Source organism: Mucilaginibacter sp. 22184, assembly GCF_052045695.1.
Taxonomy (GTDB): Bacteria; Bacteroidota; Bacteroidia; order Sphingobacteriales; family Sphingobacteriaceae; genus Mucilaginibacter.
The window spans coordinates 349,879-374,223 of the sequence record NZ_JBQEPI010000003.1 but is presented as its reverse complement, the minus strand read 5'-3'; the positions used below and the strand labels follow the sequence as shown (position 1 = coordinate 374,223).

Sequence of the window (24,345 nt, the reverse complement as noted above, 5' to 3'; positions counted from 1 at the left end):
TATAAATAAATTATTTAACCAGCTATTACAAAACTATCCTTTTACCTTCTTTAATGGATCTTTTGGCGGCATCCAATATCTGCATCACGATCATGTTATATTTTAATGATGAGCGGTCATTGCGTACCTTGATAGGGTTTTTAAGCGCTGCGGTAAAGTAGGGTACAGGTGCACTCTCCATTAAGGCAAGCGGCGGCGCTTTAAATTCTTTTACATCGTTGTTAATACGTACCTGAACCTTATCCGGATCAAAGGTATGGATGTAACCTTTAGCCCCGAATATTTCCATATCCTTAATGCTGAATGGCCAGTTCCATGATGCTTCGATCATGCCGGTTGCATTGGCATATTCTACTATAATAGTGGCATCATCCTCAACTTTTGGATATACCGATGGCTTGTAATGGCGGGCTATGGCCGTAACCGCGATGGGGCGCTGACCCTGCATGAACCAGGTCATCATGTCGGCGCCGTAGCACCCAAAATCGTTTAGTGCGCCTGCTCCGTTAAGCTCAGGATCGGTTAGCCAGCTTAAAAAATCCTCACTACAACCAATCTCCCGAGGGCCCTGGTGACCATCATGGAAAACCATTTTACGGATAACGCCTATGCTATCGGTTTTTACCGTGTTATAAGCACTTTGTACCGACGGGTACCAGGTGGTTTCATAATTGGTGAGCAGGTTGATATAATATTTAAGTGCCAAAAATTCCATGCGTTTGGCTTGATCCAAGGTAGCTGCCAAGGGTTTTTCGACCATTACGGAGATACCCAGTGGTGCGCAGGTTTCCACAACGTCAATATGTTTGCCAACGGCGTTGTAACCCAGCACAATGGTTGGTTTACGTTTCTGGCACATGGTTTTCAGGTCCTCAAAAAATAATGAATCTGGCAGGTTATATATTTTACCAAATTTTTGCCAAAGCTTTTTATCAGGTTCGGCTATGCCCACAATGTTCACATTGCCATGGCGGTACTCATTTAATATCAGGTGTATATGGTCATGATTCAATCCGGCAATACCCACTTTGGTGCCGGTAGCTATTCGCCGCGTGGCAAGGCTATCTGCTGCTTTGATTTTAGCCAGAGAGTCGGCTTGGGTAGTCTGGGCTTGGGTATTAAAGGAGTAAAGTGTGCAAATAACAATAATTGCTAAAAGCATTTTGCAATGAAAACTAAAGCTTTGTTTGGGTTGTGTTCTCATGGTTTAATATGGTAATTTGGTGGTTTACTAAAATAATGACGGGTTGCCGCCCAGTTTTATTTTGCCTAAATGTTTATAGGCACTTTCTGTAGCTTCGCGCCCGCGGGCGGTACGCATCAAAAAGCCTTCCTGTATCAAAAAAGGTTCGTATACTTCTTCAATAGTGCCTTCATCTTCGCCAACGGCCGTAGCAATGGTTTTTAAACCTACCGGGCCTCCTTTAAACTTATCAATAATGGTAACGAGTATCTTGTTATCCATCTCATCCAAACCATGTTCATCTACATTCAGGGCGTTCAGGGCATATTGTGCTATATCGGTATCGATATTGCCGGTGCCTTTGATCTGGGCAAAATCACGTGTGCGGCGTAGCAAAGCATTGGCAATACGCGGGGTGCCACGGCTGCGGCGGGCAATTTCGTAAGCGCCCTCGTCTGTAATAGGGGTTTTGAGGATAGATGCAGAGCGCAATACAATAGTTGTAAGCAGCTTGGCATCATAATATTCCAAACGCGAATTAATGCCAAACCTGGCCCTTAGTGGTGCAGTAAGCAAACCCGAACGTGTGGTAGCACCCACGAGAGTAAATGGATTGAGCGATATCTGCACCGAACGGGCATTAGGGCCGCTCTCCAGCATAATATCGATTTTAAAATCCTCCATGGCCGAGTATAAATACTCCTCAACCAACGGACTTAAACGATGTATTTCGTCAATAAACAGGATATCGCCGGTTTCCAGGTTGGTCAGCAATCCGGCAAGATCGCCGGGTTTGTCCAGTACGGGGCCCGAGGTGATCTTTATGCCCACGCTCATTTCGTTGGCGATGATATGTGATAGGGTAGTTTTGCCTAAACCCGGAGGGCCATGTAATAAAACATGGTCAAGCGCCTCGCCGCGCTGGCGGGCGGCCTGTACAAAAACTTTTAAATTGGCTAATATTTTATGCTGACCGGTAAAATCCTCAAATTGCTGCGGACGCAATACCCGCTCAATATCGCGCTCGGTATTGGTTAATCTTTCTGCTCCGGGGTCAAGATGCTCGTTCATTGCCAACGAAATTAGCTTTTTTATTTCGGAATTCGGATTTTCGATTTCGGATTTAAAGAATTTTTATCGGGATTGTTACAGTGCCATTATATGGTTGGACTTATAATGATGTGGCGATCAAAATTGAAAATAGTAGATCAAAATAAATCCGAAATCGAACATCCCAATTCCAAAATCAATATCATCCTTCAGGGTACTTCCTGAAAATACTGTTGATCTTCATTTGGATCACCCCAAAAAACGCTTCTTTAAATATGCCGGTCGACATTTTGGAAGTGCCTGCGGTGCGATCGGTGAAGATGATGGGGACTTCAACCAGTTTAAATCCGTGTTTAATACTGGTATATTTCATCTCTATCTGGAAAGCGTAACCTACAAATTTGATCTTATCAAGGCGTACGGTTTCCAGCACTTTACGTTTATAACACATAAAGCCGGCTGTAGAATCGCGTACGTCAATACCTGTGATGAATCGTACATATACCGATGCGAAATAGCTCATCAGTACGCGGCTCATAGGCCAGTTCACCACGTTTACACCATTACTGTATCGCGAACCGATAGCAGCATCCGCACCGTCGATACAGGCCTGACGAAGTTTGAGCAGATCTTCGGGATTATGCGAAAAATCGGCATCCATTTCAAAAATATAGTCGTAATGGCGCGCGATGGCCCACTTAAAGCCATGTATATAGGCTGTGCCAAGGCCTTGTTTACCCGCTCGTTCTTCTATAAAAAGACGCTCGGGGAAGGAGTTCATTAATTCCTTAACGATGAGGTTGGTACCATCTGGTGATCCATCATCAATAATAAGTAAATGAAAATCATGAGGCAGGGAAAACACTTTGCGAATCATTCGCTCAATATTTTCCTTTTCATTATAGGTGGGTATTATAACAATGCTATCCGGCACTTAAAAAATATCAGGTAAACAAAAGGCAAAAATAATTGATTTAAACCCGGTTTTAAAATAAATAAAGCAGTTAAATAATATTGTTACTTAACTGCTTTATCATATGGTTAAAAATTATAAGTTAGTACTATCAGCAATAACCTGATTATCTACATAAGGATCTGTAATGTAGTTGCGCTCTTTTAACCGTGGTGCAACAAAAAGAAATACCAGGATAAATACGCCAATGAAAATAACAAAGAACCATTCATAGTTTGCGCCTTTAAGGTTACGTGCCCACCAGCCGCCGTCTTCTATTAAGCCATTAACAAGCGCGGTAATCAAATTACCGAACGATACGACCAGGAACCAGATACCGGTCATGGTACTTTTCATTGATTTTGGCGAGTGTGTATAAGCATATTCCAGACCGGTGATAGATACGAGGACTTCGGCTGCCGAAAGTATCATAAACGCAAACACTTGCCACCAGATGGTAGGTTTACCGCCATGATCCAGACTGGTGTGTATTACGCCGATTACCACGAATGATAAAGCGGTTAAAATAAGGCCGACACCAAGTCTGCGAAGCGGGGTTGTTTTCAGGCCGATCTTGTCGAACCATGGATATACTACATAGTTGAAAAATGGAATGAACAGCAGCAGGAATACTGTATTAACAGTTGATAACTGACCAGGCAGTACTGTGAATGAGGTAAAACCCAGGTTAATTACACGGTCCATTCTATCGGCATATAAGGTCCACTCAGATAAGCATTGATCCCAAACAGCCCAAAATGCCAGTGCGAAAAAGAATACCGACATCACCCGGTATACTGCCTTCACACCTTCAACGCGTTCGGGATCATAGGAATCTTTGGCAACATCAAGCATGGATTGACCAGGTTTGCGCTGACCTAAATGCGTTAGGGCATACCAGGTTATAAATACCAGGTTATTGCGATTAACGCCTTGTGGAGGAACCTTTACGTATTTTTTACGGCCCGAAAAAAATATGATGGTAGCCAGCGCCATAAGCAAACCGGGGATACCAAAAGCCCACCTGGGGCCAAAGTGCTCATAAGTCCATGGGATGGCAACGGTTGAAATCATTGAACCGGCATTGATACTGAAATAAAACCAGCCGTAAACTTTCGAAAGCAGATCCTGGTTGGTAGCATCAAACTGATCGCCCACGTTAGCAGACACGCATGACTTAATACCGCCGGCGCCGATGGCTACCACAAGTAAGCCTAATTCAAAGCCGCCAAGGCCACCATCAAACATGGCCAGCATTAAATGCCCCAAACAGTAGATCATCGATACATATAATATCAATTTATATTTGCCGGTAAACCAGTCGGCTATCATACCGCCTACAAACGGCAAAGCATAGGCTACCATCACAAACAGGTGGTGAAGCTTATTGGCTTTAGCGTTGGCCACGTCGTTTAAAGTGTCGATATGGTTGGGATTAAAAAATTGGTTTACCAAAAAAAGCGTCAATACGGAACGCATGCCATAGAAGCTGAAACGCTCCGCAGCTTCGTTCCCGATAATATAGGGAACGCTCTTGGGAAATCTTGATTTTGGAGTAGCCTTTACGGCTGGGCTTTCTTGCATTATTATGTTTTGTTAAAAATAGTATAAATATTGTAAATCAGAATTTTATACTTAAAAGTGTTACAAATGATGGGTTAATTATTTCGATATATAAATTATTAGTTGGAGTGTATCAAAGTCTTGTCTTTCGCGGCCTGTTTTTTAGGGTCTACGTATTCTGCATCACTATTACTGGGGATGTTGCGCATATCCAGATTTTCTACATACGCCCAGTGGCCATCTTTTAGCTTATAGCCATCGTAGGTGAGGTCGGGGCCAAAAGTTTCGGGTTGGTCTTTCATCTTTTTATCAGGCGGAGCCAGGTGGTCAAACACGATGAGGTTTTGATCAGATACATATCGCAACAGCATAGATACCTGGCGGGCATATTCAAATATTACCCTTTTGCGGCTTTTTCCATTACCCTCAAAAACGGGCATACCAAATGAAGGCTTTTCGCCATTATTAAATGACAATACCTCCAAAACTTTTTTAGTTGATTTTACGGTATTGCCCTTCCAGCCCAGTAACACATAATATGGTTTTTGCGCGTACACCGGGATGATTTTATAATACTGTGCTCCATACCATTTGCGGTTATCGGTTACCGAGTCCTCCGGGTTTTTAAGCAGGGGGGAGTAATCCTCTAACGGGAACATTTTAAGCGGCCCGCCGCTATTAAGCTGAATAGTGCCATAGAAGCGGTAACTGCCATCCTGGTTCATCACATGCCAGCTCATGATCCGGAAACGATTATCGGGCGAATTGAGGATGCTTATGCTTTTAACCGAATCAAAAGGAAAAAGGAACGAATTATTGATCTTGAGTGCACTTACCAGAGTTTTGATAAACTGGTAATTGGCATTTTTGCGTTCCAGGTCGTTTTCATCATTTACCATTTTTTTACCCAGCGAGGCAAGGCTATCCTGGTAAATATGTAATTGTTTTATGCGTGAACCCTCGTCTGCCTGCCCAAAAACATGGCCGCAAATAAGTAGGGAGGTTACGAACAGAAACATGCGCCTGGCTACCATACCGGGTATTTAAAAATTAACATGATGTTGCCGCTAAATTAAATAATTTATCCTAATAGCCGTTGTAACTTATAGTTGAACAGCCGGTTTGTTTAATTTAACGTAAATTTTCAATAACCATTGCGCTGGCGCCACCGCCACCATTACAAATTCCGGCAGCGCCGTATTTGCCTTTATTTTGCTGTAAAACAGAAAGTAAGGTAACTATGATGCGAGCTCCTGAAGCACCCAGTGGGTGACCCAATGAAACCGCGCCACCATTAACATTAACCTTAGCCGGATCGAGCTTTAAAAGCTGGTTGTTGGCTATGGATACTACAGAGAATGCTTCATTAATCTCAAAAAAGTCTATCTGATCTGCTGATAAGCCCGCGCGGTGTAAAGCCAGTGGGATAGCTTTAGATGGGGCAGTGGTAAACCATTCCGGGGCTTGCTGTGCATCGGCATGGGCTATAATTTTGGCTAATGGCTTAATGCCCAGTTCATCTGCTTTTTCTTTGCTCATAAGCACTAAAGCGGCTGCGCCATCATTTAAGGTAGATGCATTGGCGGCCGTTACGGTGCCATCTTTTTTGAATACAGGTTTTAATGTTGGTATTTTTTCAAACTTTACTGCTTTGGGTTCTTCGTCTTCGGCAAATGAAGTGGTATCGCCTTTTTTATCTTTAAGTTCAACGGGAGTTATTTCATCGTAGAATTTGCCTGCAGCTTGTGCTTTTTGGGCACGATTGTAGGATTCAATGGCGAAGGCATCCTGCTCCACGCGACTGATGTTGCAGTCAACAGCACACAGTTCGGCCGCTGAGCCCATGTGGTAATCATTGTAAACATCCCACAGGCCATCTTTTACCAGTCCGTCGGTAATTTGGCCATTGCCCAGGCGATAGCCATTGCGGGCTTTATCCAGGTAATAGGGTGCATTGCTCATGCTTTCCATACCGCCGGCAACCACGATATCATTTTGACCTATGGCGATGCTTTGCGCGGCCAGCATAATAGCTTTCATGCCCGATGCGCATACTTTATTTACGGTAGTAGCGGGTAAATAGGGCAACCCGGCAAATATAGCTGCCTGGGTAGCTGGTGCCTGCCCCAAATTGGCCGACATAACATTACCCATATAAACTTCCTGTATCTGGTCGGGCTTGAGGCCCGATTTTTCGATTGCTGATTTGATGGCTAAAGCACCCAGTTGCGTGGCGCTTAAGGCGGCTAAACTACCTCCGAAACTGCCGATAGGCGTGCGTGTGGCAGCTACTATTACTACTTCTTTCATGTGTCCCTCATTAAATTGGTGTGGCAAATTTAATTATTTTGACGAAAGGGAAAAGCTATGCATGCATAATAATTTATAATAGGTCGGGATGTTAAATTAAGGGATATTTTTAGCGTATTGATTTTTAGAACAGGGAGTAGGGGTTTTCTTATTTATGCAAACTACACCAGTTCGTGCGAAGGAGGCTTAAATGGAAGAGAATGAACGATGTGAACTTAAAAAGAATGGGTTCGGGAATTTCTTCTTAGCAATATCAGCATGTGTTCTGCCAGAAAACATAATAAGGCGATGGTGTCTGCAGGCATGTCCTTCCTGATAATGGTGATGGTATCGGTTAAAGAAAACACTGGACTTTTTATATGAATTAAGCGGCCTAATTCAGCCGATATCCATTCACATTCGCTTGAAAACGCAGCCACATCAGAAAATGTGGCTTTAAGTCCATTGGTCATTATCAGTACCGGAGGATTTGATAAATAGCCGTAACCTCTAATAACATTGCCTAATAGGTTATTGCTTTCATCATATATCAGCACCTCTCTTTTGCCGATGGGCTCAAAATCATAATCAAATTTCCAGCTTTTACCCGCTATATAAGCGGTACCCATTTCCAGCTCCAGGCTATCATAAATAAGTTTTCCGAAGTTAGCTGTATGATCAGTTAAAAGATATTCCGGATCAAACAGACTTTCTTTAATTAAGTATAATGTACCTGTTGTTTGACCAATTTTCTGAAACTCCATTATTCTATTACTTTTCGCATAAGTTCAATTGTTGAGCCAGAAAATCCTTGCCCTTTGTTTCCAAAATGATTACTCAGGAGAATCCTTTTTTTTCTTTGCGTTTTTTTTGCGCACAAGCAGGGCTTGTTGCAGCAGATATTCTACCTGTCCATTAGTGCTCCGGAATTCCTCGGCCGCCCAGGTTTCTATCTCCTTCAACATATCCGGATTAATGCGTAATATAAATGCTTTCTTTTCGGCCATATCAACCTCCTCCTGCTGCTGCCGCTGCCTGTTTCCGCCTTAGCAAAATCAGGTTTATACCTAATAAAGTTAACAGTGGCAGGTCGTCTGTGCGTTTTAATGCATCGGGTTCAATAAATACTTTAAAAAGTGTTTTTAATTTCCATACTTCTGCTTTGATATTCAGCAAGTCGGTACCCTGTGAACTGATTAAACTAAAGGTACGCGTAAAGAGCTTTTTATTTAAATAAACAGCCTCGAACCCATTGTTCAAACTCAGTTTTATTTTGCCCGACCACACTTCGGGTATTACTGTGCCCGCTTCCATTCCATCGGTATCATAGATGAGCATTACCCGGCTAAATAAGCCCTTGCGTTTGATGATCCATGTTTTTTTATCCGCCTCCAGAATCATGGCGGGCTTCCACACGCCTTCATACCTCAGTTTACCATAGCAAAACAGACCATCGCTGAGTTCAAACCAGGGACGCCAGAACCCATGCCGTATTACCGATAGCTCATTAGTACGCAGCTGATCAAAGCTTCTGTAATCGTTCATATGATCAATGATATAATGTACCTGTGTTCACTACCGGGTTAACGGCTTTGTCGCCGCAAAGCACTACCAGCAGGTTGCTTACCATAGCGGCTTTACGCTCTTCATCCAGCTCCACAATATTTTTTTCTGATAGTTTGTTCAGGGCCATTTCAACCATGCCCACGGCGCCTTCTACAATGAGCTTACGGGCAGCTATAATGGCCGATGCCTGCTGAACCTGCAACATAGAGTGCGCTATTTCGGGCGCATAGGCCAGGTGCGATATACGCGCCTCCAGTACTTCAATACCAGCACGCTCCAATCTTTCGTTCAGTTCTTTCTCCAGCATCTGGCTTACCTGCTCGGCGCCGCCGCGCAGGGTAATGGTAGCGTTTTCATCTTCCAGGTTATCATAGGGAAAGGAGTTGGCCAGGTGGCGTACAGCAGCTTCACTCTGGATATTTACGTATTGAATATAGTTTTCAACTGCGAACACAGCTGCGGCGGTATCTTTGATCTGCCATACAATTACCGCGGCAATTTCAATGGGGTTACCTATACTGTCATTTACCTTGAGTTGCTGGCCGTTAAGGTTAAAGGCCCTTAATGATACTTTCTTTTTGGCGGTGAACGGATTCACCCAAAAAAAGCCGTCTTTTTTCACACTGCCGGTATACTGTCCAAAAAGCGTGAGTACTTTTGATTCATTCGGGTTGACGATGATTAAGCCGGGAAGCACAAATATAAAGTCGACCACGATCAGGATAGGTGCTAAAAATACCTGTTCAAAGGAAAATAAAACAGCGGCAACAACTAATAAGACCAGGAACAGCGCAAACGCGGTGAAGCCTGATGGCGGATTGATAATTTTTTCTGATTGCATGATAAGATGATTTTAAAATGATATCATAAAGATATCAAATTTAAAATGATAAATGCAAATTTAGTATCAAGTAGCGAGTATCAAGTATCAAGATTTTGCAATGCCGGATGCCACGTTTGAGTTGTCGTGATACTTGATACTAGCTACTTGATACTATAGATAACAGAAACTTATATTATTTTTGAGCGGTTATTTAATTAAATGGCAAAACTATCCACTTCGCGCCAAAAGGCATTAATGCGTAAATACTCCCGCAATGTTAAGTTTTTAATGATGCTGATGAGTATTGGCCTTATTGTGTTTTTTTTACCCAAGCAGGCAAAATTTAGCTATGAATACGAAAAGGGACGTATCTGGAATCAGAAGGACCTGGCATCGCCCTATAACTTCGCCATTCTGAAAACACAGCAGGAAATTAAAAATGACCAAAAAACGGCCCGCGAGAGTATCCCACCCATTTATCAGTTAGATGCCGCTGTTGAAAACCAGCAGCTGGAGGGTTTTAAAAGCGATATAGAAATAAAATGGCATAACTCAGGTATAAGCGATAAATTGAAGCCCAGGTATATCAATACGGGTGCCGACCTGTTACAGGAAATATATGAAACTGGTATTTTGAAACTTAACCCGCAATACCAGGTAAGTTCAGAAAACTACCCGCTTACGGTTTTAAACAAAAATGTGGCCTCGGCTAAAAATACCAACGAGCTTTTTACCAAAGAAAAAGCGCTGGCCTATTGCGATAAAACACTAAGTAAATATACCGATCTGGATAAAGCCTTTTTGTTGGATATGCTGCAAAATCGCCTGCAAACCAATTTGAGCTATGATAATAACCTAACCTCGCGTCTAGTAAATGAGGCTGTTGATGGCCTGTCTATTACCCGGGGCATGGTTCAGAAGGGGGAGATCATTGTATATAAAGGTTCGGTGATCAATGATGATGTTTTTCAGAAACTGGAATCATATAAACAAGCCTTTGAGGATAATGCCCGTACCAACGGCAACCGTAAACTGGTATTGCTGGGTCAGTTTTTACTGGTAGCGGTAACCATATCGTTGCTGATGATATTCCTGCGCCTTTTCCGTAAGGATATTTATGCCGACAACCGCCTGGTAAGCCTGATATTGCTGGTTATGACGGCTATGCTGGCCGCGCTTTCGCTGGCTATTAAGCTTCAGCTGCCCAATTTATACTATATCCCTTACTGTATAGTACCTATTATTATCCGCATTTTGTTTGATACCAGGCTGGCCCTCAATATACACCTGCTGGTGGTATTAATAGCCGGTTTTTTTGTGCCTAATAGCTTTGAGTTTGCCTATTATGAGATAACCGCGGGTATGGTATCCATCTATAGTATTAAAAACCTGCTGCGCCGCGAGCAATACTTTATTTCGGCCGGTATGATCATTTTAACCTACCTGATAGCTTTTTTGGGTATCACCTTTACCAAGGAGGGGACTTTTGTTGATATCGACTGGATGGACTTTTTGCCATTTGTGGTAAGTGTTTCGCTCACCCTGCTGGCTTATCCGGCTATTATCATTTTCGAAAAAATATTTGGCCTTACCTCTGATATTACGCTTATTGAGCTTACCAATACCAACGCGCCGCTATTGCGCGAACTGGCCTTTAACGCTCCCGGAACTTTTCAGCATTCATTGCAGGTGGCCAACCTGGCCGAGAATGCCATATACAACATTGGCGGCAATGCATTGTTGGTAAGGGCAGGGGCGCTGTACCATGATATTGGTAAAATGGAAAACCCGCTGTTTTTTATCGAGAACCAAAGCTCGGGCTTTAATCCACATGATAAGCTGCCTTATGAAGAAAGCGCTCAGATCATCATCAGGCACGTAAGCAAGGGCATTGAAATGGCGCGTAAGGCCAACCTGCCCGAGGTGATCATTGATTTTATACGTACCCACCATGGTAATACCCGGGTTGATTATTTTTACCAGTCGTCATTAAAAAATTTCCCCGAAAAATTCATCAACGAGAACATTTTCAGGTACCCGGGACCTATTCCTTTCACCAAAGAAGCGGGTGTTTTGATGCTGGCCGATTCGGTGGAGGCCGCTTCGCGCTCATTAAAAGAGCCCGATGAAGAATCGATCAGTATTTTGGTTGACAGGATAGTGAAGTATAAGCTTGATCAGAACCAGTTGAAAGACAGTAATATAACTTTAAAAGATATTGAAACCATCAAAACTATTTTTAAGCGGATGCTGGGAAGTATTTATCATGTGCGGATAGATTATTAAAAATATAACTTTTTTTTTGACGGGAGGCTTGAATTACTATATTTGCAATCCCGAAAAACGGGGAACATATTGAAAAGAACACGGTGAGGTGCCTGAGAGGCCGAAAGGATCAGTTTGCTAAACTGACGTACGGGAAACTGTACCGAGGGTTCGAATCCCTCCCTCACCGCTGAAAACTGAAAAAGTCCCGACAATTAATTGTCGGGACTTTTTTGTTATGTTATTGTATTGTGATAATACCTATTATAGGCCGAACATAATAATAGCCTTTACTACCAGATCTTTATTCGCTGATCTTCGGACTTATAATTTTTATCGCCGGGTTGTACATTGAATGCTTTATAAAACGGGCCGAAATTCATCAGGGGGCCATTTACACGCCACATGGCTGGCGAATGTGGATTGGTGTTCACGTAAGTACGCAGAAACGCGTCTCTGGTTTTTACCCGCCATATCCTGGCAACAGATAGAAAAAAGCGTTGATCAGGTGTAAAGCCATCAATTTTATCAGAACCTTTTCCCTGTTCGGTCATCTTAAATGCATCGTAGGCTATGGCCACGCCACCGTTATCGGCGGTGTTTTCGCCCAGGGTGAGGGCTCCTTTTATATGAACGGTATCCAAAACGGTAAATGAACTATATAAGTTAACTACCTGTTTTGTTTTCTCTCTGAACTTTTGGTAATCTTCCTTTGTCCACCAGTTTTTTACGTTGCCATCTTTATCAAACTGTGCACCCTGGTCGTCAAAGGCGTGCGTCATCTCGTGGCCAATCACCATCCCTATGCCGCCGTAATTGATGGCATCGTCTGCCGCAAAATCAAAATAAGGGAATTGCAAAATACCGGCCGGAAAAACAACCTCATTAAACGATGGATTATAGTAAGCAGTAACTGTTGATGGCGTTGTGCCCCATTCTGTTTTATCAACTGGTTTGTTTAATTTTGCCAATTGAAACTGATAGTCGTTTTGGTTAAGCGCGAGTACATTTTCAAAGTATTTGGTTCTGTTTATCTGTACTTTATCATAATTCTGCCATTTATCGGGGTAGCCTATTTTTTTGGTGATGGCGTACAACTTTTCTTTTGCTTTTTGTTTGGTGCTGTCACTCATCCAATCCAAATGATTGATCCTGTTTTCGAATGATTTTTGGAGGTTGTTTACCAATACCAGCACCCGTTTTTTGGCGTCCTCATTAAAATACCTTTTTACATATAGTTGCCCCAAAGCCTGCCCTAAAAAATTGTCGACGTTTTCAGTCATGATCTGTCTGCGTGATCTTTGCGTGGTCTGGCCTGATAGCACTTTATTAAATCCAAATGAAGCATCCACAAATGGTTTGCTAAGTGTTTCGGCGTAGTTTTCGAGGGTACTGGCTTTTAAGTAAATTTTCCAGTCATTTAAATCAATGGATTTAACCAGTACGTTTAACTTATCATAATAGGCGGTTTGAGCCATGTCAACAGAGTCGGTTTTTGCACCCAGGTTAGCAAGTATGGTAGTCCAATTTAAATTAGGCTGTATTTTGGTGATGCTTGTTATGGCTGTTTTATGATAATTTGCATTAATGTCCCTAAGCTCAACATTGTTTTTATGCGATGCCGCGATTTGTTTTTCGATGCTGTAAACAATTTCCGCATTCTTCGCGGCGGTGGCAGGAGTACTCCCTGTTAACTGAAATAAGGTATTGATGTATTTTTTATAAGCTTGTTGAATATGGAGCGTGGATGAATCTGTTTTAAAATAATAATCCCTATCAGGCAAACCGATACCTGTTTGGTAAACATGGGCTATGTTAATGCCGCTGTTCTTATTGTCGGGAGAAATACCAAAGCTAAGAACCGAGTGGTTGCCTGTTTTTAGTTCAGTTGATACAAACTCAATGAGCGATGGCGTGTTATTAATGGCATCAATGCGCGTAAGTATCGGCTTTATGGGCTGGTATCCACGATTGTTAATGGTGGCAATATCCATGCCCGAAGCATAAAAATCACCGACTTTTTGGCCAATGCTTCCCATCACGTTTTTGGTTTTTGAAACACTATCCAGGATATTTTGCAACAATTGTTTTTGCGGGATGTTGAGGAAACTATAAGAACCTACACCTGACTGATCGTTGGCGATTTTTGCGGTGTCGTACCAGCGTCCGTTAACAAAGCGGAAAAAATTGTCGCCAGGTTTTATCAAGGAGTCAATTCCGGCTACGTCAACAAATTTTTTTTTGTGATCATCGGGATTATTCCATGCACAAAAAAAGACTAACGCTAAAAGCAAGTAAAGTAATTTATTCATAAAAGCAGATTTGCTTAAAGGTAATGATTTTTTTGCGATGCAATAGCAGGCTATGAAAGGGAGGAATTGTGTAATACCGGATCAAAACAAAAAATTAATGCAATAACATTTAGAAGAAGATCTTCAACTACCAAAATTCAGCTATAACATGGTTCTGATAATTAGTATCAAGGTTTACTTCAATTAATAAATAGTTATGTTCTTCTCCGTATCTCCAGAAAGCGATTCCGGGAGGATATGTAAAAACCGAGGCTGCATCATTTGATTTATGATACAGCCTCTTTTTCTTTTGGATACTCGGGTGAATGGTGGAGAGTACTTTTGTACAGGCGATTCTCAGAGCCTCCATTTTACAAATAAAACTACCTCGTTAACTTTAAGGAACTTTTTCAGTGCCTTCTAATATTACCGGGAGCTTTTTTACTTTTCCATCTCCCTTAGCTCTTAGTTGAAAATAGGTTGATTAAACTCAGGGAGCTTCAAATTTCCAAAACTGAGGATCCGCGCCGTTCCATGTCCATGACCTTACGTCGGTGCCTGGGGTGGGGTCGCCGTTAATGATATCGAGTACGTTATTACCGGCTTTAGCCATAATGCGGTACCATCCTCCGCCTAATGATTCAATGCGCCACTGCTGGCAATCGTTAGGGAAAACATCCCAAACCTGGATATTTGCACCACGGTCAATGGTACAGGCATCCAGATCCAATGATTTGTGTGTGGGCAATTGCGATATGATCTTGTAAAAGCCGTTGTTTTGATAAGTGAGGTTCCATTTTTGCCCATCGCAAGTGGTACGGGTCCAGGTTCGTACATCGGCGTTACCCGTGGCGCATCCGGCAATATCAAGATATAGGCCAGCGCCTGTGGTGGTATTTATTTTTGACCTTATAGCATACTGACCATCTGGTATAGGGTTAGGTACATAACAGGGTGTTGTGCCCGATGATTGTGTTACACCCGAAGTAGTGATGTTGATAGGCATAATATTACCTGCCGAATCAAAAAATAATCTGTCAATAGCCACCTGGCGCTCATCTACGTTGGTACTGGTGCGCCGGTGATAAACAAAAAAATACTCATCACTGCAGCCCGGCTTTCTCAATACCGCGTTGTGCCCCGGGCCTTTTATATTGTTGATGGGCGATGTGATACGGCCTTTGGTGTTCCATGGCCCCATTGGGCTTGATGATGTGGCATATTCTACATGATAATCATCATTGCGATAATCATTAACAGAATACATCAGGTAATAAGTGCTGTTCCGTTTTATTACGTATGAGGCCTCAAAATAATTAGATGGTTTATTGTGCCCCCTGGTTCCGGCCAGAGATATCATATCGGTATTGAGCTGCTGGATATTGAGGGTTGTGTTTCCCCAGTAGAGGTATGCCTGTCCGTCGGTATCTATAAACGCCATCGGGTCTATCGGGTCGGTACCGTCTCCCGTTGCCAGGGCGCTGCCTTTATCAACAAACGGGCCGGTTGGACTGGTACTTACCGCTACACCTATCTTTTTAGCGGCGGTAAAATAAAAATAATACTTTCCGTTACGCGCGCATACAGATGGTGCCCAGCCGTCGGTGTGCGCCCAGCTTACGTTGGCCAGGTCTAAAACAATGCCTTCATCGGTCCAGTTTAATAAATCGGTTGACGAGTAGGCATGAAACTGACTGGTATTTGGCCCTGTGGCGGTGGTGTAAATGTAATATTTGCCATTGGCATAAATAATATCCGGATCGGCTGTTGGAACGGGTAAAACAGGGTTACCGCTCATTTGGTCAATAGCATCTGTATGCTTACCACGGGAATTTTTTAAAGAGTCTGTTTGTAAAGCAGATGTGCCCCCTTTTTTGGTGCATCCGGCAAAATTGCATGCCATCAATACAGCGAGGGTCAGCAACCCGGCTGCTTTTGTAAATTGGTTTCTCATAGGTTTTTAGATTGATATTCATTAATTGGTTTATGGAGAGAGTGATAGGTATTAGCAAAAATCTGATCGATGATGCCTGGCAGAACAACGTTTATAAGCGCGATCAATAGGTCGGACATATGCTGCTGCATATCCAATATCTTATTGTATTAACCATCTTTATCAGACTGGCCGACGAATCTATATTTTAAAATATTAGGAGGTGTATCCCGAAAAGCGATCAGGTACGCTTTATAATTGTGTTACCAAAATACACGTTCCTGTTTAATGCTGCCTGCGCAGATCATATCATTGTTTAGTTAAATCGTCTCATTTTTGGGTGAGAGTACTATTTTCAGATCTTCTGTAAATGAGTGTATTATGCGAAATGTGCTGAATGGGTGAAAAAGACTCGCTAATCATTTAGTCCTTTGCTGACGCACGCGTGCCGTATTATAACAGGCTACAAGCATGCGCCAGAAATCATTGTTTAGGGAACCAGCGACGATTATGTGAGATAATATCAATATTTGGCAGCGCCTATATCAAAAGTACTCACAAGTGGGCGTGGATTGCTAAAATAATCAAAACTTACACCGTAAGCGCTGGTGTTTTGTCCCGCCTTAATCAGGGGCGATGACGATAATAGATGGAAATCACCTCCATTATAATTTACATATTTGATATTAGCAACATTGGTAGTAATGTAATTATTTGAGGCTGTAAGTTTAACGCTGCTGCTCTTTTTGATGATAGCAAGGCTTGCTCCTTCCGGTTGTACAATAACGTTATTGATAACTGTATTCATGGGGATAGTTTCTGAATTTAGTTTTATACCACCCAGTTTAGAAGCGATAATAGCATTATTAACAAACTGAAAGTAGGGGCCCGGTGTGTATCTTGAATCGGCAAAAATGCCATAACCCTTTGAATTCAGGATATAGTTATTAAACACCTGGTTGTTTCCCAGGCCCAGAACAATAATGCCGTTACCGGGCGCATTACTGATCAGGTTGTTATAACACTTGCCCCCGGTTCCTTCGCCTATTTGTATGCCATTATCCTGGTATGCCGAAAAAGGGCTCATGCCTGAGTTAATAATCATATTATTATAGATCTCGCACCCCGAAACAGCGCTGCCCACCTGGATTCCTTCAGAACCGGTAGAATCAACAAAGTTGGCGTATATTTTAGCATTTACGATATCGTGAGGGAAAACCGTACCGCAGGAGAGTGATACCCCGTCGGCATAAAAAGAATTGCCTATGTAAAGACCCTCACCACCCGTTTTATGAACGTAATTGTTGTGAACAAATATATTTTTCATGGTAAAATGCCCACGCCATGTTGCTGCATCACAGGATGGATCTGTTTTTGCCATAATACCTGCAAAACCGCTGTTACAAACTTCAACCCCGGCAATCTCAAAATCTGTGCTCAGGTCGTCCATAGTCATACCGATGTTGCCGCCATTTACAACCAAACCGTTCTTGATCGACGCAGTGCCTTGACCAATTACTTTAAAATTGCTGCAGTTTTGTGTTTTAAATCCGTATGAAGCCGTAACCGATGTTGATATAATTGCTTTACCGCCTTGATTGGTAATAATAATAGGAGCTGCTGTTGTTCCTTTGAGGTTTTTAAACAGCAACGATCCTCTTGTTCCGGCAGGTATAAATATAGTAGCCCCTGGGGGTATATTAGTGCCATCGACCATCCAATCCGAAGGTTTAACCGTGTAGGTAAAGGTAGAAACCGCTTGAGCTTGTACGTTGGAGGAAGTAGCAGCTGTAGAAGGGCTTACAGGTTTTTCAACATTGTTCTTAGTACACATCGCGAAGGACGATATAGCCAACACTCCGGCTATTATGCGAATCCAATGATTTTTATTTTTCATGCATGAAATTTCAAGGACGCAGTGAAATGCATAGGGTTTATATATCAAGTTTCTTAGGGGCTTGTATAGTGGTTTTTTATACGGTTTTTTTGGGATATTGTTACTTTACCGTTTAAAAATTCCTGTATGTTTTAGGTTTAATAAGTTTCCTTATAGATAATGGTTATCTAATTGATTTAGTCCGAAAAATTTAAAAAAAAAGAGCCCGCTAATCAGTAATTAGCAGGCTCTTTTTATACCATTTATGCTGTTAAACTAATGATTTTCGTTTTAAAGTAAGTACAGCTATCTCGGGCCAGATGCCTATTCTGCCTTTCAATCCCAGGAAGCCAAAGCCCCGGTTCACATAAAGGTAAAGCCCACTTTTTTGATAAAGGCCCGCCCACTGTTTATAAACATACTTGATAGGGCTCCATTTAAAGCCAAATAGCTCAAAGCCAAACTGCGCGCCATGCGTATGACCCGACAAGGTAAGGTGGATAGGCTGGTGGTGACCAAGTGTTACGGCATCCCAGTGCGAGGGGTCATGCGACATCAGGATCTTAAAAGCCTTGTCAGGCACACTGGCGGTTGCTTTTTTAAGATCGCCGTATTTATGAAAGCCGCCCTTGCCCCAGTTTTCAACCCCAATAAGCGCGATGGCCTGGTTGTCTTTTTGAATAGGGGTGGCTTCGTTCAGTAATAGTTTAAACCCGATTTCCTGGTGCACCTGTTTCAGGCGGTTAAGGTTGGCCTGCTGATCAGCCTCATTTTCCCATCTTATATAGTCGCCATAATCGTGATTGCCCAATACCGAATATTTGCCGTAAGGCGCTTCCAGCCCGGCAAATGCCGGTATCCAAGGATCCATTTCGGTTGCCTGGTTATTCACCAGGTCGCCGGTAAATAATATCATATCGCTTTGTTGCGCATTAACCAGGTCGAGCCCTTTTTGTACGCCCTTAGCATCGCTAAAACTGCCTGAATGCACGTCGGATAATTGTGTGATCGTAAAACCATCAAATTGCTCCGGAAGATCGTCAAAAAAGAGCGTTTCCCGGCGTACCTTATAGTAATGGCGCCCGCGTGTGATACCAAACAGCAGAATCCCGAAAAACATAACCGCTATAACCAATGCCAACTCACTCACGGCATAACTGCGCGGGGGGAAGCCACGGAACAGGCGGGTGAAATCTTCCAGTACCAATATGATGGAACTTACCAGCTTGGGGATAAATGATAACAGCATCAGGGCCATAAGCCATGATACCAATTTGGTATTGCGGGTAAAAGCACTGAATATGATGGTACCTGCCAGTAATGCATCAAACAACCAATAAGCCAGGTATACTGATGTATTGACGGTAAGCGTGGCAACTGCCGAAAAAAAGTAAATGTCAATAAGGAGCCATAACAGGATGATGGCAGAAATTCGTGTCTTCATATACGGCTATGACGAACATCCTCCTAAAAGATTTTAAAAGAATTGGCATGATGGCAATTGGATGACAAAAGGGCTTTGCATGTAACAAAAATGTTATATTAGAAACTATAGCGATCAAGTAACGATATTGGTTTAATCGCTGTCTTATAGCTATGAAACTATTGTACTCGTCTTTTTTAACCTTATTCACGTTATTTCTATTCAATGTTGCCAATGCTCAGACAAAAGATGGCAAAATTTCAGGGACCGTTTTAGATGATGCTAAGAAACCGCTTGATGGGGCTACTGTAATTTTACTTATAGCAAAAGACTCGGTGGTTGCAGGTACCAAACTGGCCAATCCCGATGGCAGTTTCGCTTTTCAAAACTTAAAGGACAATAGTTATATCATCAAGATTACTTACATAGGTTATAAAAATTATAAAAGCGGTGTGGTATTAATTAGCGGGCAAAAGCCGGTTAATCTGTCTCCCTTTATTTTATCATCGGTAGGCAAAAAACTGGATGAAGTAAACGTTACCGCCAAAAAATCATTTGTACAGCAAAAGATTGACCGTACGGTAGTTAACGTTGGAGCGCTGATATCCAACACCGGTGCCAATGCTTTGGAGGTATTGGCGAAGAGCCCCGGTGTGCAGATAGATGCCGATGGTAATATTACTTTTAAAGGCAAAAGCGGTGTAATGGTGATGATAGATGATAAGCCTACTTATCTTTCGGCCGCTAACCTGGCCACCTACCTGCGTTCGCTGCCATCATCGGCACTGGATCAGATAGAGCTGATGGATAACCCACCCGCCAAGTATGATGCCGCTGGAAATGCCGGTGTGATCAACATCAAAACAAAGAAAAATAACACCAGAGGATTTAATGCTGTAGTATCGGCAAACCTGGCCCAGGGTTTTTACGGTAGGATGGATGAAAGCATCAACTTTAATTACCGTATAGATAAGGTTAACTTTTTTGCCAACGTTGCTTATAACAAACAAAAAACCTTCAGAAGGCTCGAAATAGACCGCAATTATTTGGATGGTAGCGGCGATATTGAGTCTTCTTTAAAAGATATTTCCTATTTCAGGCCATCCAGCAACAACACCAATATTAAAGCAGGCTTAGATTATTTTATATCACCAAAAACAACATGGGGCGTTGTATTTACGGGCAACATATCCCGCGATCATGACAGCAGTCCGGTATACAGTTTGCTATATGATAAAACCGGTGGCCTGGATTCAACTGTTAACTCTCTCAATACATCAAAAAATAAATTCGACAGCAAAGGTATCAACCTCAATTTTACTCATAAGTTTGATAGCACAGGCAGAGCGCTTACCTTCGATCTGGATTATATTCATGACGTATCAGGCAGTAACCAGCTGTTTGTAAACAATACTTTTTTACCCGATGGCAGTTTAACCAACACACAAATCATAAGCGATAATTTGCCATCTACCATCAATATTTACTCGGCAAAGGTTGATTATACGCATCCGCTTAAAGGCAAGGCAAAACTGGAGGCCGGTGTTAAAAGCAGCTATGTGAATACAGATAATGCCGCTAATTATTTTAATGTGATTGATGGTGTAAGCACTATCGACTATAATAATACTAACCGGTTTTTATACAAAGAGAACATAAATGCCGGGTATGTTAACTTCAATAAAACTTTTGGCCGGTTCTCGGTGCAAACCGGCCTGCGCTTAGAGAATACCAACGGCGATGGGCACCAGCTGGGGAACGCACAAAAGCCCGATTCGTCATTTGTTAAGCATTACACTAACCTTTTCCCAACGGCTTATTTGTCTTATAACCTGGATACTGCGGGTCATAACGTATTGGTTGCTTCTTATGGCCGCAGAATAGGCCGACCGAGCTATGGGAGTTTAAATCCATTTACATTTTTTGTAGATAAGTTTACATACTTTTCCGGTAACCCCTTTCTGAAGCCGCAGTTTACGGATAATTATAAACTGGCTTATAGCTTCAGGAGTTTATTTACCGTAGCCCTTACTTATAACCACACCACCGATGTTCAAAATGAAACCATTCATAAGGATGGTAATGTGTTTGTGAGTACCACCGGTAATATAGGGCAACAAAAAACATGGGACTTTTCGGTCAACAGTAATCTTCAGCCTACTAAATGGTGGTCGGTTAACCTGTATGCCGAAGTATTTAACAATACCTACCAGGGGCAATTTTACAATGGCTACCTGCATCAGTCAAAAACTACTTTTAGCGCCAACGGAAATAACCAGTTTACCATATCAAAAACATGGAGCGCCGAGCTAAGCGGTTGGTTTAATGGCAGTGGTACTTATGGGCAGTTTGTTTCGATACCCACAGGTATGCTGAATGCTGCTGTTCAGAAAAAAATACTGAACAACAAGGGTTCTATTAAGTTCAATGTGCGCGATGTATTAAAAACATTTAGCCCAAGCGGCACCATTACCAATATTACCGATGCTACTGCAACCTACCACAACTTTGTAGATACACAGGTGGCAACCCTTACCTTTACTTATAGTTTTGGTAAATTAACCAATGTGCCGCATAAACGGGATACCGGTGGCGCCGATAGTGAACAGGGCAGGGCGCATTGATTTTACCCTTGCTTTCAGGACTCTTCCTGTAAAACGTCAACTTCCATTATTTACAGAAAGTAAAATAATCGTAAATTATTGCGAAGTTTGTAGTGATGACGGAATTGAACGAATACGAGTGCGAAATGCTGGATGCGATGCTGGAGGCCTTTGGTATACCAGACAGCCTGACGCGCACGCAATTGCTCAAACTTTTTGATGGCGACGAGGCCACCGCTTTTGCCATGGTACAAATATTAACATGGGAGGGGCTGATCAAAGAATCGGGCAGTCATGGCGATTATGAATTGCCCGAAAAACTGATACTGAAGCCAAAAGGCGAGAAGTTTCTTAAAGACGGTGGCTTTAGTAAACGTTACCAGTTGGAGCAACAAAAACCGGTAGAGGTTGGTGGCACGCTGGTTAAACTACAGCAGCAAAATATGCGCCTGCAAACCGAAAAGCTGGCCAACCAGTCTGAAATTTCCCGGCTCGAAAAGCAGGTCAATAGCTATAAAACCCGCCAATATATTTGGTGGGCATTAATCGTTGTTGCCTTAATCCTGGGCTACTGGCTGGGTCATAAGTAAGCGCGTTCACCCGGGAATTAATATCTTTATTCAGTAGGTTCAACACCTTTTTCGGTATTGTCGTCATCCTCTCTTTCAACGGTAATGGTGCATTCGGTTACCAGGGCAGCCAGTGTACCTACAGCCGCGAATACCGGCGCCAGTATAGCACCCAGCAGGCCCACACTTAATGGAAAGCTCATCAGCTCTTTACCATGTTTATCATTGATAGAGATGCGGCTCACGTTACCTTCATGAACCAGCTCTTTTATTTTTCCCAGCAGGGCCTCGCCACTGATGGAAAATGTTTCTTTTTTACCCATTGCAGAATTTTGTGATTTGCTTATTGGATGGTGATCAATGGGTTTTGTTACAGAACCGGGTCAGAACTAATTTCAGCCCGACTTAGATCTGTATACCATTAAATCTTTACGATCATCTTACCTTCATTCCTGCCTTCAAACAAACCAATAAAAGCCTCGGGAAGGCGGTCAAAGCCTTCCAGGATAGTTTCTGAATAAGTTATTTTTCCCTCCTTTAGCCAGGAAGACAGCCGGGCGGTACCTTTCAGAAATCTGGGCGCATAGTCGGCTATAAGAAAGCCCTGAATGGTAAGGAATTTATAAACCACCAGCGGCAATAAGCTGGGGCTCATTGGTTCTACCGTATCGTTGTAGTTGGATATAGAACCGCAAACCGGTATGCGGCCATAGTTGTTCATATGGGCAATTACCGCATCAGAAACAGGGCCGCCAACATTATCAAAATAGATGTCAACACCATTGGGGCATGCTTTAGCTATCGCAGCCTTCATATCCGGAGTTGTTTTATAGTTGATAGCCTCATCAAAACCGAATTTGGTTTTTAACAGCTCCACTTTTTCGTCTGTTCCGGCAGTGCCAATTACCCTGCAGCCCATCAGTTTGCCTATTTGCCCGGCTATACTCCCCACGGCGCCTGCCGCGCCCGAAACAACCAGGGTTTCCCCGGCTTTGGGTTTACCAATATCCAGCAAAGCAAAATAGGCCGACAAGCCTGTTATCCCTAAAACCCCTAAATAAGCGCTCAATGGTGCATCGGTTTGTTCAACCTTGACAAGCCCTTCGCCGTTTGATACCAGATATTCCTTCCAATCAAGATAATGGCTCACATGCTCACCCACGGAAAAATTTTCATTTTTTGATTCCATAACCTCGGCAATAATTTTTGACGATAGGGGAGCACCCAATTCAAAACGTGGTGTTTTGGTGCCCGACATTTTGCCCCGCAGATACGGATCTACCGAAACATATACCGTTTTTAGCAAAATTTCACCATGGCCAATTTGAGGTATGGGTTCAGTTATCAATTTAAAATCACTTGCTGTTGGCATTCCTGATGGCCGGTTGTTTAATATAATTGCTTTGTTGTTCATGATGATATGGGATAATTTATAAGTCATGGATTTATATTCCATGGATTATATTTGATTAAATTTTTTTACTTCCTTGTTTTTTCTAAAAGATCATTGAGCAGATCTGCCTCTTTATCATTCAGCCCGTAGTGGATCTGGTCAAAAAGCTCACGGCCTTTAACCGCTGCCTTTTCTCCATCAGGGGTTAATTTGATGTATACCACCCGCTGATCCGAAAGAGCCCTGTCCTTCTGAATAAAACCCTTGTCCATCAGTTTATTCAGCATCCGGGATACGTTCGGCATCCGGTCAATCAATCGCTCCCTGATCAGGTTTACGTTTGCGGTATGATTGGGCTGGCCCTTTAAAATGGTTAACACGTTCAGTTGCTGTAAAGACAGATCGATAGGCTTTAGCGCGACGGCAATTTCATTCAGGAGCCAGTTGGCGGTGAAAATGATATTCATGCCCGCCCTATGCTGGGGTGCATTGAATTGCTGCTGTTTGATCTCATCTTCTATTTTCACACCACAAATATATACCATGGATGATAATTTTTATCAGAT

Annotated in this window: 20 protein-coding genes and 1 tRNA gene; 4 read left to right on the top strand and 17 right to left on the bottom strand. The window is 42.6% G+C overall.

Annotated features, from left to right (window positions below; genetic code table 11):
- Positions 1-25: 25 nt before the first annotated feature.
- From ACTJKG_RS09060 to ACTJKG_RS09015, 10 genes are all read right to left on the bottom strand, one after another.
- Positions 26-1,204, bottom strand: coding sequence for a Gfo/Idh/MocA family protein (locus ACTJKG_RS09060; RefSeq protein WP_172335117.1), 1,179 nt, complete (start codon positions 1,202-1,204; stop codon positions 26-28).
- Positions 1,205-1,231: 27 nt separating this feature from the next.
- A complete protein-coding gene (gene ruvB / locus ACTJKG_RS09055) occupies positions 1,232-2,254 on the bottom strand; it encodes a Holliday junction branch migration DNA helicase RuvB (protein WP_166094004.1) in 1,023 nt (340 codons plus the stop codon).
- A gap of 181 nt (positions 2,255-2,435) precedes the next feature.
- On the bottom strand, positions 2,436-3,167 hold the full coding sequence (locus ACTJKG_RS09050) for a polyprenol monophosphomannose synthase (RefSeq protein ID WP_172335116.1): 732 nt from the start codon (positions 3,165-3,167) through the stop codon (positions 2,436-2,438).
- Positions 3,168-3,281: 114 nt separating this feature from the next.
- Entirely contained in the window at positions 3,282-4,769 is a 1,488-nt protein-coding gene (locus tag ACTJKG_RS09045) for a POT-type proton-dependent oligopeptide transporter (RefSeq protein ID WP_440738999.1), read from the bottom strand.
- 98 nt (positions 4,770-4,867) lie between these two features.
- Entirely contained in the window at positions 4,868-5,782 is a 915-nt protein-coding gene (locus tag ACTJKG_RS09040; RefSeq protein WP_440738998.1) for a hypothetical protein, read from the bottom strand.
- 97 nt (positions 5,783-5,879) lie between these two features.
- Positions 5,880-7,058 (bottom strand): acetyl-CoA C-acyltransferase, encoded by a 1,179-nt coding sequence (locus tag ACTJKG_RS09035; protein ID WP_440738997.1) that lies wholly within the window; start codon positions 7,056-7,058, stop codon positions 5,880-5,882.
- 215 nt (positions 7,059-7,273) lie between these two features.
- The gene (locus ACTJKG_RS09030) at positions 7,274-7,801 is read right to left on the bottom strand and encodes a hypothetical protein (RefSeq protein ID WP_440738996.1); all 528 of its coding nucleotides are present in this window, start codon (positions 7,799-7,801) and stop codon (positions 7,274-7,276) included.
- A 69-nt stretch (positions 7,802-7,870) separates the two neighbouring features.
- On the bottom strand, positions 7,871-8,044 hold the full coding sequence (locus ACTJKG_RS09025; protein ID WP_172335111.1) for an Arc family DNA binding domain-containing protein: 174 nt from the start codon (positions 8,042-8,044) through the stop codon (positions 7,871-7,873).
- 1 nt (position 8,045) lies between these two features.
- On the bottom strand, positions 8,046-8,582 hold the full coding sequence (locus ACTJKG_RS09020) for a hypothetical protein (protein ID WP_440738995.1): 537 nt from the start codon (positions 8,580-8,582) through the stop codon (positions 8,046-8,048).
- Positions 8,583-8,586: 4 nt separating this feature from the next.
- Positions 8,587-9,444 (bottom strand): SPFH domain-containing protein, encoded by an 858-nt coding sequence (locus ACTJKG_RS09015; protein WP_172335109.1) that lies wholly within the window; start codon positions 9,442-9,444, stop codon positions 8,587-8,589.
- A 201-nt stretch (positions 9,445-9,645) separates the two neighbouring features.
- On the opposite strand from ACTJKG_RS09015, the gene ACTJKG_RS09010 reads away from it, so the two are divergent.
- The gene (locus ACTJKG_RS09010; protein WP_172335108.1) at positions 9,646-11,712 is read left to right on the top strand and encodes an HD family phosphohydrolase; all 2,067 of its coding nucleotides are present in this window, start codon (positions 9,646-9,648) and stop codon (positions 11,710-11,712) included.
- An 82-nt stretch (positions 11,713-11,794) separates the two neighbouring features.
- Positions 11,795-11,881, top strand: a tRNA-Ser gene (locus tag ACTJKG_RS09005).
- A 103-nt stretch (positions 11,882-11,984) separates the two neighbouring features.
- Here ACTJKG_RS09005 and ACTJKG_RS09000 read toward each other — a convergent pair.
- The 4 genes from ACTJKG_RS09000 to ACTJKG_RS08985 form a co-directional block, all read right to left on the bottom strand.
- On the bottom strand, positions 11,985-14,003 hold the full coding sequence (locus ACTJKG_RS09000) for a M13 family metallopeptidase (RefSeq protein ID WP_440738994.1): 2,019 nt from the start codon (positions 14,001-14,003) through the stop codon (positions 11,985-11,987).
- A 469-nt stretch (positions 14,004-14,472) separates the two neighbouring features.
- Positions 14,473-15,936 (bottom strand): family 43 glycosylhydrolase, encoded by a 1,464-nt coding sequence (locus ACTJKG_RS08995; RefSeq protein ID WP_440738993.1) that lies wholly within the window; start codon positions 15,934-15,936, stop codon positions 14,473-14,475.
- Between the two features lie 502 nt (positions 15,937-16,438).
- Positions 16,439-17,812, bottom strand: a complete 1,374-nt coding sequence (locus tag ACTJKG_RS08990; RefSeq protein WP_440738992.1) for a right-handed parallel beta-helix repeat-containing protein — start codon at positions 17,810-17,812, stop codon at positions 16,439-16,441.
- Between the two features lie 250 nt (positions 17,813-18,062).
- The gene (locus tag ACTJKG_RS08985) at positions 18,063-19,235 is read right to left on the bottom strand and encodes a metallophosphoesterase (protein ID WP_172335104.1); all 1,173 of its coding nucleotides are present in this window, start codon (positions 19,233-19,235) and stop codon (positions 18,063-18,065) included.
- Between the two features lie 152 nt (positions 19,236-19,387).
- Between ACTJKG_RS08985 and ACTJKG_RS08980 the strand changes: the two genes are divergently transcribed.
- The gene (locus ACTJKG_RS08980) at positions 19,388-21,838 is read left to right on the top strand and encodes an outer membrane beta-barrel protein (protein WP_440738991.1); all 2,451 of its coding nucleotides are present in this window, start codon (positions 19,388-19,390) and stop codon (positions 21,836-21,838) included.
- Positions 21,839-21,933: 95 nt separating this feature from the next.
- Positions 21,934-22,407, top strand: coding sequence for a hypothetical protein (locus tag ACTJKG_RS08975; protein WP_172335102.1), 474 nt, complete (start codon positions 21,934-21,936; stop codon positions 22,405-22,407).
- A 26-nt stretch (positions 22,408-22,433) separates the two neighbouring features.
- Here the strand turns inward: ACTJKG_RS08975 and ACTJKG_RS08970 are convergent, their stop codons facing one another.
- The 3 genes from ACTJKG_RS08970 to ACTJKG_RS08960 form a co-directional block, all read right to left on the bottom strand.
- A complete protein-coding gene (locus ACTJKG_RS08970; RefSeq protein ID WP_172335101.1) occupies positions 22,434-22,709 on the bottom strand; it encodes a DUF4342 domain-containing protein in 276 nt (91 codons plus the stop codon).
- 98 nt (positions 22,710-22,807) lie between these two features.
- The gene (locus ACTJKG_RS08965) at positions 22,808-23,800 is read right to left on the bottom strand and encodes an NADP-dependent oxidoreductase (RefSeq protein WP_440738990.1); all 993 of its coding nucleotides are present in this window, start codon (positions 23,798-23,800) and stop codon (positions 22,808-22,810) included.
- A gap of 65 nt (positions 23,801-23,865) precedes the next feature.
- On the bottom strand, positions 23,866-24,324 hold the full coding sequence (locus tag ACTJKG_RS08960) for a MarR family winged helix-turn-helix transcriptional regulator (protein WP_172335099.1): 459 nt from the start codon (positions 24,322-24,324) through the stop codon (positions 23,866-23,868).
- Between the last annotated feature and the right edge of the window lie 21 nt (positions 24,325-24,345).